At 32.8% G+C, this 10,412-nt stretch carries 10 protein-coding genes; 2 read left to right on the top strand and 8 right to left on the bottom strand.

Annotation, left to right across the window (positions count from 1 at the left end):
* Nucleotides 1-153: 153 nt before the first annotated feature.
* From HMPREF1864_RS05290 to HMPREF1864_RS05255, 8 genes are all read right to left on the bottom strand, one after another.
* Entirely contained in the window at nt 154-708 is a 555-nt protein-coding gene (locus HMPREF1864_RS05290) for a DUF6648 family protein (RefSeq protein WP_062571797.1), read from the bottom strand.
* Between the two features lie 102 nt (nt 709-810).
* Nucleotides 811-1,236 carry a hypothetical protein gene (locus HMPREF1864_RS05285; RefSeq protein ID WP_062571796.1) on the bottom strand — a complete coding sequence of 142 codons (426 nt, stop codon included), beginning with the start codon at nt 1,234-1,236 and terminating at the stop codon, nt 811-813.
* Nucleotides 1,233-2,141 carry a tRNA modification radical SAM protein MnmL/YtqA gene (locus HMPREF1864_RS05280; protein ID WP_062571795.1) on the bottom strand — a complete coding sequence of 303 codons (909 nt, stop codon included), beginning with the start codon at nt 2,139-2,141 and terminating at the stop codon, nt 1,233-1,235. The genes HMPREF1864_RS05285 and HMPREF1864_RS05280 overlap by 4 nt, the downstream gene beginning before the upstream one ends.
* 8 nt (nt 2,142-2,149) lie before the next feature.
* A complete protein-coding gene (locus tag HMPREF1864_RS05275; protein ID WP_062571794.1) occupies nt 2,150-2,494 on the bottom strand; it encodes a DUF1292 domain-containing protein in 345 nt (114 codons plus the stop codon).
* A 13-nt stretch (nt 2,495-2,507) separates the two neighbouring features.
* Entirely contained in the window at nt 2,508-3,962 is a 1,455-nt protein-coding gene (locus HMPREF1864_RS05270; RefSeq protein ID WP_062571793.1) for an aminoacyl-histidine dipeptidase, read from the bottom strand.
* Nucleotides 3,963-4,010: 48 nt separating this feature from the next.
* On the bottom strand, nt 4,011-5,342 hold the full coding sequence (locus HMPREF1864_RS05265; protein ID WP_062571792.1) for a GTP pyrophosphokinase: 1,332 nt from the start codon (nt 5,340-5,342) through the stop codon (nt 4,011-4,013).
* Between the two features lie 7 nt (nt 5,343-5,349).
* Nucleotides 5,350-6,099 carry a peptidylprolyl isomerase gene (locus tag HMPREF1864_RS05260; protein WP_062571791.1) on the bottom strand — a complete coding sequence of 250 codons (750 nt, stop codon included), beginning with the start codon at nt 6,097-6,099 and terminating at the stop codon, nt 5,350-5,352.
* A gap of 73 nt (nt 6,100-6,172) precedes the next feature.
* Nucleotides 6,173-6,907, bottom strand: coding sequence for an acyl-[acyl-carrier-protein] thioesterase (locus HMPREF1864_RS05255; protein WP_062571790.1), 735 nt, complete (start codon nt 6,905-6,907; stop codon nt 6,173-6,175).
* A 280-nt stretch (nt 6,908-7,187) separates the two neighbouring features.
* On the opposite strand from HMPREF1864_RS05255, the gene glmS reads away from it, so the two are divergent.
* Entirely contained in the window at nt 7,188-9,014 is a 1,827-nt protein-coding gene (glmS, locus tag HMPREF1864_RS05250; protein ID WP_062571789.1) for a glutamine--fructose-6-phosphate transaminase (isomerizing), read from the top strand.
* Between the two features lie 75 nt (nt 9,015-9,089).
* Nucleotides 9,090-10,346, top strand: coding sequence for a hemolysin family protein (locus HMPREF1864_RS05245; RefSeq protein ID WP_062571788.1), 1,257 nt, complete (start codon nt 9,090-9,092; stop codon nt 10,344-10,346).
* The last annotated feature ends 66 nt before the right edge of the window (nt 10,347-10,412 follow it).

The raw sequence follows: 10,412 nt of genomic DNA, 5'->3' as shown, positions 1-10,412 counted from the left end.
GGTTTGTTAGTCCAACTTTTGGGGGTCAGTTCATGGACCGAGGGTATTTTAATTGCAAAAAAGACTGAATCAGAAAGTGAACTGACCTCCTTATGTTGGTTTGTTAGTCCAACTTTATGGGGGCACCACAAATTTCTGTTTCAGTCTTTCTATTTAATAATATTTTTCATTTATATAGTGATCTATTATGGAAGTCTTAACTCTGTCATCAAAAATATTTTCTTCTTGAAGGACCTTCAAAAGCCAATCAGCCTTTGAATGAAAGATTGCTTCCTTCTTGTCTTCTAGGACTATTTCATAAAGCTCATTTCTCAAGGCCTTGGATTGGCACTTTATATAATAAGCTTTCATATTTCTAAAGTCTTGAATCTTTAAAATATTTAAGACAGAATTGTCCTTAAGCTCGTAGTATTTATTTGTTAAATTCAGATAATAGTTGTAGTACTTTGAATGTTTTTTTGTGTTTCTTACGTCCTTTGAAAGAGATCTATAATACTTCGCCATCACATTGTAGTATTGGTAGTTGTACATTCCCTTTTCATAGGAGTCAACCTTTATATAAGGTCTTGCATTCCTTAAGGCAAAATAATCAAAATTCTTTTGCAAAAATTCTCTCTTAGTGAGTTCGCCCTTTGTGTACTGACTTATGAGAAAGGACCTGTGTTCAAAAAAATCTTCAAATACCCATCTTTTTTTCTTTAAATCCACGCAACACCATTAATCACACTTAGAACTATTGGGATTACCATTGCTAAAACGAGGATGATAGCAATAATTCTAACCATTGTTTTTCTATCCACTTATAACACCTTATTTGCTAGTAACTTCTAGACATTTATCCTTTAATGATTCAGGCATGTCTTCCTTTAAATAATCAACGTTAATAAAAATTTCTTTGTTTTCAGCATCAGGAATTTTAGCAACCTTGTTGTATAGGTGTTCTAGGTCTTCAACATTAAGTTTAAGAACTTTATAAATTCCATCAACATAAATCTTGTGTAGGTCATAATCCATTGCAAGAAGTCCACAGATAAAACCATAGAAACTATCAATTGAGTTTAATCTGTATTCAGTAGCATTAATAAGTCTTACATTATAATCAAGACTAAAAATGTGATCGTCATCAACTTCTACAAAAGCAATATTTCCATCGCCTTGCTTCATATCTTCATTAGCATTGTCGATTAACCATCTTGTTTTTCCAGAGCCTTTGCTTCCTAAAATATACTTTATCATAGTAATTCTCCTTTCACTAGATCACCTTGGGTGTATCCGTTTTCTTGCATCTCATTAATAATGTCGTCTCTAATTTTCCACCAGGAAGTATTCCAATTGCAGAAGAGAGAATCTTCATAAGGTGATCTTCCAATTATTCTTTCAACTATTATATCATCTTTAAGATTTCTTAAAAAGAGTATAACTTTTTTCTTGTAGTCCTCTAAAGAAATAGGTTCTACCTCTCCCCTTTCATACATCCTTCCAAGGGCAGTGCCTTTTAAGATGTAAAGGGCGTGGAGCTTTACTTCATCAACACCAAGGACATTTAATATCTTTGCCCCTTCAACAATGTCTAAGTCGTCATCCCAAGGTAAGCCAATAATCATGTGGGTGCAAATACTTAAATTCCTATTTTTTAACTTAATAGCTGCATCAACAAACTCTGCGAGACCATGTCCCCTATTTAATTTCTTCAAACTGTGATAATTTGAAGTTTGAAGACCAATTTCAAGAGTTACGAAGTATTTCTTATTTAATTCTTCTAAGTAGTCTAGGTGTCTCTTGGGAAGATAATCAGGTCTAGTTGATATACTGACTCCAACAACATCTTCAATAAGAGACTCCTCTATTACCCTTTTAAAATCTTCAAAGGGCATGTAGGTGTTTGTAAAATTTTGAAAATAGGCTATAAATTTTTTGGCCTTGTATTTCTTTTTTATGTGGTCCATATTTTTTAAAAGTTGGTCTCTTACACTTCCTTCACTGTTTTCGAAAGAGCCACCTTCTTCTCCACAAAAAATACATCCACCTCTTCCACAAGTTCCATCCCTGTTGGGACAAGTTAAGTCAAGTTTGACTGGAAGCTTATAAACTTTCTCGCCAAACTTATCTCTTAAAAAGTCCGAGTATTTTCTATAAGCCATATAGAAAATTATTCTTCGTCTTCGTCGTCAAAAATTTCTTCGAAAGTCTTTGAAACTTTTTCAAATTCTTCTTCAGTTTCAATAGTATCAAGTTCAACTTCTTCTTCGTTGATTTCTTTGTACTTGTAAATAAATACATCTTCGCCATCTTCTTCATTTTCAGGAAGTAGGGCAATGTATTCTTGATCTTCACATTCAAAAATTCCAAGAACTATACATACCATTTCACTTTCATCTTCTAGTGTAAGGGTGATAGTTTGGTAGCCGTCTTCATGATCATGGTCGTGTCCACAACCACAGTCGCATCCACAATCTTCGTCGTGTTGGTGTAGGTTTTTTTCTTCGTTATTCATATTTCCTCCAAATTTATTTTAATTTTTCTAATATCTTTATTAAGAAGCCAAATACTCTTTCAGTTGATGAAATAGAAAGGTGTTCGCCAGGTGCGTGCACTCCCTTCATATTTGGACCAATAGAAAGCATATCTATATCTCCAATTGTTTCAACAAAAATGCCACATTCTAGACCTGCGTGAATTGCTTCAAGTTTAAATTCTTTTCCACTTACTTCCTTGTAAGCTTCCTTTGCCACTTCTCTAAGAGGTGAAACTTCTTTATATTCCCAAGCAGGATATTTTGTAATAATCTCTACTTCTGCTCCAAGATTTTTTGCAGCAATTTTGTTTATACTGCCAATGTATTCCTTAGCAGATGATACAGAAGATCTTATATTTGAAATAATGTGAATTTCGTCTTCATGATTTTCAATTACTCCAACATTTACAGAAGTTTCTACTAAGCCTTCGATGTTCTTGCTCATTGCAATAACACCATTAGGTAGTAGGTTAATAAGATCAACTATCCTATTCTTTAAATCATCTTTAAAAGCCTTGCCACAAGTTTCTTTTGATTTTTCAAAGTTAAGTCTTACATCAGGATCAACTTTTCCAAGTTCAGTTACAAATTCAGAATTTAATTCCACAATAACATCTTGAATTTTTTTTATGTCTTCATCTTTTACTGCCACAAGAGCTCTTGCATATCTTGGGATTGCATTTGGCTTTGCTCCACCTTCGATTTCAATTAAGTCTCCGTCAACCTTTTGGAATAGTGTATAAAGACTTCTTCCTAAAATTTTAACTGCGTTGCCAAGACCAACTTGGATTTCTTGACCTGAGTGACCACCCTTTAGTCCATTAACTATAACTTCAAAAAAAGTCTTGTCCTTATCTATATCTTTAAATTCTTTTTTAAGTTTTAATAGGTCCCTTTCTGCACCTGCACAAGAGATGCATCCAACTCCTTCAGTTTCGGAGTCAATGTTTAAAAGTCTCTTAGATGTTACCATTCCCTTTTCAAGATTTCCTGCACCTGTCATTCCACTTTCTTCGTTAACAGTGAAGAGGGCTTCAATCTTAGGATGTTTGTATTCATCTGACTCTAATAGAGCAAGTGTCATTGCGACAGCAATACCATTGTCGGCACCTAGTGTTGTTTCACGTGCAATAATTAAGTCTCCATCAATTTCATACTTTATTGGGTCTTTAGAAAAATCAATTGTACATTCTGGAGTCTTTTCACAAACCATATCCATGTGGCCTTGCAAGATAATGCTATCAACATCTTCATAGCCTTTTGTGGCTTCTTTAATTATTACAACGTTTCCAATTGTATCAGTCCTATATTCCAAATTGTGGTCTTTTGCAAAAGAAATCAAATAATCTCTTATCTTTTCTTCTTCAAAGGAACATCTTGGAATTTTTGTCAATTTATCAAAATAATAAAACGTTCTGTTCTCTAATAAGGTATCTTTAGTTTTCATTTAAACCTCCTAGGTCTATTATACATAAGAAGCATTAAGAATTACAGATTAAAAAGTATAATTGTCTTTAAATATTTTAAGCACCCTGCCCCTTGATTTGCTTTCAGATTCATTTATTTCACAAAGTACATTTCTAAACTTATTGAGAGATTTATCCATTAAAAACTCAAGAGTAGGTGTCTTATTAAACTCTTCTAAAACAAGAGATAAAACTTCTTTTTCAAATTCTTGAGACTTTTCTCGTGGGAGTTCCTTGTTTTCGTAAAGTTTTTTTAGCTCACAAGTATATTCATATCTAACGAAAATAATAAACTCAGTTAATATGTCACTATATGATTCTTGCAACAATCTCTGTAAGATTTTGAAGAAAATATTCCAATCAAGATCATTGTTTAATACCTTGCTAAAAACTTCTATTAGTCCCTTGGAAAAATTATCATAATATCTTGGCTTGTTCTTAAATACAATGTACTCTTCGAAATCCATTTCATTTCCAGAAACAGAGTTCACCTTATTAATTAAATTTATAAAATTTTCTCCATAACTTAGGTCCTTATTTCTTGATGACTTCATAAAGAGAAAATCAACAACTATGTCTGTTATGATTTTTATATTTAAGTATAGTCCCAACTCTTCGTGGATTTTTGTAGTAAAAACATCGTGAAGAATCTTCGACAAAAGTTTCTTTAGCTGGTGCTCAGCAGAAATAGTTTCGGAAGCATCTTGCTTCTTTACATGATCGTAAAGTATCATAAGCTGCTTATCAATCATCTTTAAGTTGTCATTAATGGAATTCATAATTTCCCTAAAGAAACCTTCTGTCACAATGTAGTTATAGTTTTTATAAAGTAGTTTGTGGTCAATTTCGCCCCAAAATACATTTACAAAGGACTTTATCTGAAGCTCAAAACAATAGATATAAGACCCAGTATCATATTCACCGTCAAGTTTAAACATCTTGAAACCATTTGCAAGAGTTTGAGGTTGGGGGTCATCTAGCTTAAGCCTAATCTTCCTATTTTTATTAGACCTATAATAACCCCTGTCTGATTTTATAGTGAAGTCCTTGATAATTTTTTTGTAGAGGTCTTCCTCGTCCTTGATGAAACGACACTCAACTCTAATGCCAACCAAATCCTGAATGTACTTAAATCCACTAACAGGATCAGGAAACCTCATGAAAAAATTTCTCCTAATAAGTTTTTCACGAAGGGATTCTTGAGTTTTCATCCTTGTGGTAATATTTGTAAGTCGATCATCATCAATAAATAATTCTGTAAAATACTTTTTAAGCTCTTTATTAACTCCTGCAAGTTCAATTTTATGGTAATCAAAAAGATCCATTACATCATCAATGTAATTAAAAAGCTCAAGTTTCATAATTCACCTAGATATTCATTTTCACTTCGTATTTATCTTTTAATTCTGTGATCTTTTTGTTGTAAATTTCTTGTTCCTTTTGTCTTCTAACTTGTTCCACAATCTTATCTTTTACTTCGTCAAAAGTAAGTTCCCTTGCAGGATTCTTTTTATTGACTTTTATAATGTGGTAACCAAATTGAGTCTTAACTGGTTCAGTGATAGTTCCAACTTCGTTTTCAAAAACTGCATCTTCAAATTCTTTTACCATTTGTCCCCTAGTAAAAGTTCCAAGGTCTCCACCCTTTTCTTTTGATGGGCAAGTTGAAAATTCCCTTGCAAGTTCTTCGAAATCTCCGCCATTTTTAATTTTTTCATATATTTCTCTTGCCTTGTCTTCTTCTGCAACTAGGATGTGAGAAGCATCAGCAGATTCTGCTTGCTTAAAGGCATCTTTATTTTCTTCATAGAATTTTTTGATGTCTTCATCTTTAACTTCAGCAGTGGCAAGAAGCTTTCCAAGGGCGTAGGTCTTTAACATACTTTCCTTTGTCTTTTCAACAACTTGGATGAATTCATCTTCCTTGTCCATACCCTTTTCCATTGCATCTTCATATAAAAGAGCTTGGTAAACTAATTCATTTACTACGTCCTTATTTAATTCTTCTCCACCAAAATATTGTTTTAATTGTGGGTTAAGTGAATCAATAAATAAATTGTAGTCAACTCCTGTTATTTTCTTGCCATTTACTTCTGCTAAAACTTTATCTTTATCCATTATTACCTCCGTAATTTTATTTCTTATTTAGTATCTTTTCTATAAGTAATGTTAACATTAGAAAATTATTTTTTCAACTTATTGGGGTCGCAGATACGCCACAAATCCTTGCATAAATTTGACTCTCGTCCTTGCTCTTGAAGAAGAAATAGAACTTGTCTTCCGCCTTATAAAAATCAATTACAATCTCATCGCCAAACTTCAATTCATTAACATAGTTTACGCTTATGTCTTTAAACTTCACGCGAGAGTCCTCTTCAGTTAAAGCTTCATAAATAAGTTCAAGATAGACAGCGTTGTTGACGTGGTTATTAAAGTCAAGGTCACGTCTTAAAATTTTATAAAAAATCCTATTTGCTCTCTCCACTTCACTTAGCTCGTTAACTCTATCTATACTTTTAAAAATTCTTCTACCATTATCTCCATAAATTTTTGCAACTTCTTCAGGAATTTTTATAGGCTTCCTCTTCTCAATATCAACTAACAAAAATATAGCTGAAGCTTCGAGAATTTTTTCGCCTTTACAATAAACTTCAAACTCACGAAAGGCATTTATATTTTTATATCCACTAGCCCAAGTTTTAATTTTTATTTTCTCATGACTTCTTGGATACCTCTTAATTTTTATCTTCCACTTATAAATCATCCAAGTGTAACCCATGTCTAATAACTTTTCATTACTACGGTCAAGATCAATTGATTGATGGTTTGAAGTCTCTATTAAATAACTCACAAGCTGATTGAGTTTTAAGTCTTCATCACTTGATAAAAAATTCATCACTTCATATTCTTTACAAAAAATTTTCATAAGAACCTCCAAATTTATTTTAACATAATTTTACTAATTCATAGGTACAATAGAGGTCACAACCTTATTAAGTTTACTTTAAATATTCCTTATGGTAAAATTTACTGAAAGAGATAAAAATTTATTAAGCGCCTGAGCCCTAGTGGCTGACGAGGTATGAGGTTATCGAAAATCGGCGGATGCTTCAAAGGTTTCACAGCCTAAACATTTTACAAAAAATAAAAGTAATTTTATAACAAAATAAATGTAGTGAGTCTCTAATAAAATTGGAGGTAGAAATATGTGCGGTATAGTTGGATATATTGGAAAAAATAATGCAACGAAATTAGTACTAGAAGGTCTTAAAAAATTAGAATACAGAGGCTATGACTCTGCAGGACTTTCCTTTATAAAAGATGATAAGTTAGTAACATTTAAGAAGAAGGGGCGTATTAAGGTTCTTGAAGAATCCTTTGACCTTGATAAGTACCCATCTAATGTATGTATTGGTCACACAAGATGGGCAACTCATGGCGAGCCAAATGAAATTAACGCTCACCCCCACCTAAGTTCAGACAAAAAAGTTTCTGTAGTTCACAACGGAATCGTAGAAAACTACTTAGAGCTTAGAAATATGTTAGTAGATAAGGGACACACTTTCTTTTCACAAACAGATACAGAAGTTATCCCTAACTTAATTTCAGAAGTATATGATAGCGACATCTTGGACGCTGTTTTTAAATCAACTGACATCTTAAAGGGAGCCTACAGTCTGGGAATCATTGATGAAAATGAACCTAATAGGCTTATAGCTGTCAGAAATTCTTCTCCCCTTCTCTTTGCTATTTGTGAAGATGGTTACTTCATAGCAAGTGATATTACATCTGTAATTGAATACACAAATAAGATTGTTTATCTTGAAGATGGCGATGTAGTTGATATGAGAGAAGATTCTTACACAATCTATGACAAGGACCACAAAAAAGTTGAAAGAGAAATTTCTGAAGTTGAAATTTCTGCATCAGATGCATCAAAGGAAGGCTACGACCACTTCCTCATTAAAGAAATTTTCGAACAGCCAGACATCTTAAAAGAAGTTATCTCGATTAAACATAAGGGCTACAAGATAAATCTTCCAGCAGAAGGAAGTCTTTCTCTTGAAGAACTTAAAAATATAAATAAGATTTATATAACTGCTTGTGGAACTGCCTTTCATGCAGGCGAAGCTGGCAAGTATGCAATGGAAAATCTTGCAGGTATTCCAGTGATTTCAGAAATTGCATCTGAGTTTAGATACAAGAATATGTTCCTAGATGACAAGTCTCTTGTAATTTTTGTTTCTCAGTCTGGTGAAACTGCTGACACTTTAGCAGCTCTTAGAGAAGCAAAAGCGATTGGAGCAAAGACTCTTGCTATTACAAATGTTGTAGGTTCATCTATTGCAAGAGAAGCTGACAAGGTTGTCTATTGCTATGCAGGACCAGAAATTTCTGTTGCCTCAACTAAGGCTTACACAACACAAGTTATTTCACTTTACTTCTTGGCTATGGACATTGCCCTTAAGTTAAATAAAATTTCTCAAGATGAAGTTAAAAATATAATTGAAAATATGGAAAAACTTCCATCACAAATTGAAGAAATCTTAAAGCACAAGGAAAACTTTAAAAAGATTGCAGACTCAATCAAAAATTCAAAGTCAATTTTCTACACTGGTAGATCTCTTGATTATGTAACAGCAAAAGAAGGAGCCCTAAAGTTAAAGGAGATTTCCTACATTCACACAGAAGCCTTCCCTTCTGGAGAACTTAAACACGGCTCAATTGCCCTAATAGAAGAAGGTACACCTGTTATCTCAGTTGCACTTTATAGCAAGATTCTTGATAAGACTGTTTCAAACAATCAAGAGCTTATTGCCAGAGGAGCAAAAGTAATTTCCATTGCAGAAGAAGGAAACGAATTTGTTAAGGATTCTTCAGATAAAATAATAGAAATTCCAAAGACTATCGATCTCTTGACACCACTTCTTGCAGTAATACCTGAACAATTAATTGCTTATTACACTTCAGTATTACTTGGCAATGACGTAGACAAACCTAGAAACTTAGCAAAATCAGTAACTGTTGAATAATCAAAAGGCTGCCTGTGGGCAGCTTTTTTAGATTAAATTTATTTGGGTATAAAAAACAAAATGGAGTTGAATTTTATGACTTATTATATATACCTAATCTTGGCCCTTGTGGCAATTTATTTTTCCTATTTATTTACCCTAATCGAGAACGCCTACTTGGCTCTCGGGTCGGTAAAGTTATCTAAGCTTGAAGACTTAGAAGTAAAGAATATTTCTGTGATAAAAAAACTTGTGAAGAAAGAAAATATTTATTCAACAACTTTGATCTTGGATTATTTTTCTAATTCTCTTTCAATTATTTTTACTTCCCTTTTCTTCTACGAGTCCTTTGACATCCCTGGACTTATTATAGGAATAATAATTTCTACCATAGTAATAATAATTTTTGGCGAAAGTTTGCCAAGAAACTTGGGCAAAAATAACTGCGAAAAAATTGTGCCAAAGTATGCAAAATTTTTAAATTTTTTAATTACAATTTTGAGACCTTTTTCTATTTTTATAAACCTATTGTCCCAATCTATAATAAAAATTGTTATTAAGGACAAGGATTACAAAGCGCCAATAATAACAGAAGAAGACCTCATTGATGCCATGGACCTTGGTATGGAAGAAGGAATTATAAATAAAAATGAGTCCATGATGATTCAAAATGTAATTGACTTTAAGGACAACTACGCCAAGGACATTATGACACCAAGGACTGACATAGTAGCCATAGACATTGAAGAAAGTTTTGATGAAGTTATAGAAAAAATTTCAGAATATTCTTATTCAAGAATGCCTGTCTATGAAGACAATCTCGACAATATTGTTGGTATATTAAATGTGAAAGACATCTTCCACATGGATAGGACCAAATCCCTTGCAGATAACAAAAAGTTTTTCAAGAAAGCCTTCTTTACTTATGAGTACAAACCAACAGGAACCCTCTTCTCTGAAATGAGACAAAAAAAATTATCTGTTGCTATTGTTACAGATGAATATGGTGGAACTGAAGGTATGATTACCTTCGAAGACATCTTTGAGAAGATCGTAGGACAAATATCTGATGAGTACGACACTGAAGAGGACGAAGACATCCTACAAGTGGGTCCAAACAAATATATTATTGAAGCCTCAATTAACATTGACGAGATAAATCAAATCTTTGGAACAGAACTTGAGTGCCAAGAGTTTGACTCTCTTGGTGGTTATATAATCGAAAATATTGACAGGTTCCCTAAACTCAATGAAGTCATAAAAATTGGCGACATTAAATTTACAATCGTTAAAAAGACAAAAAACAGGATTGAAAAAATTCTTGTGGACTTCCCACCAGATATAAAGAAATAAAAATTTGTAAAAAAAAGAGATTCGCAATTGAATCTCTTCAGATTGTAGACAAACCCAGGAATAATT

This window comes from Peptoniphilus sp. DNF00840 (genome assembly GCF_001553125.1).
GTDB lineage: Bacteria > Bacillota > Clostridia > Tissierellales > Peptoniphilaceae > Peptoniphilus_A > Peptoniphilus_A vaginalis.
This window is presented reverse-complemented; position numbering and strand designations above follow the sequence as displayed.